Source organism: Mesorhizobium sp. M7A.F.Ca.CA.001.10.2.1 (assembly GCF_003998575.1).
Classification (GTDB): domain Bacteria; phylum Pseudomonadota; class Alphaproteobacteria; order Rhizobiales; family Rhizobiaceae; genus Mesorhizobium.
Genome location: NZ_RZQY01001281.1, coordinates 1 through 569 on the forward strand (window position 1 = coordinate 1; position 569 = coordinate 569).

Below are 569 nucleotides of genomic sequence, written 5' to 3' on the forward strand. Positions count from 1 at the left end.
CGCCTTCTCCATCAGCAACTCGACGCCCAACGTCACCTACAACGGCACCATCAACCAGACCGCTGCTACCAGCGCGGTGGGGATCTCCGGCATGAGCGGCGGCAGCGCCACGTTCGGTGGAGCGATCACCGCCAGCACCGCCACCGCCTTTGCGATCAACCTGAGCGGCAACACCGGCGGCACAATCAAGTTCACCGGCGGGCTGGATCTGACCACGACCACCGGCACCGGCTTCAGCGCCACCGGGGGCGGCACGATCACAGTCGCGGCCGCAGGCACGGAGCAGATCACCACCGGCACCGGCCACGCGATCAATCTCGACGGCGTCACCATCGGCACCGGCGGCATGGCGTTCGACAGCATCACGACAGGTGTTGCGCAAGCCACGGCGCTCAACTTCAATGCCGTTTCGGGCGGCCCGTTCCTGGGTGGCAATGTCACCATCGGCGGCACCGGTGGCGGCATCAACGGCCTTGCAATCAACGCTTCGTCATCGACCTTCACCATCACCAATCTGGTGACGACCAATGTCGCGGGCACCGATGTCAGCCTGACCAACAACACCGGCT

The 569-nt window shown here is 65.2% G+C and carries 1 pseudogene; it reads left to right on the forward strand.

Annotated elements, in window-relative coordinates:
• Positions 1–569: pseudogene (locus EN964_RS36640) on the forward strand (hypothetical protein); the annotation flags it as partial.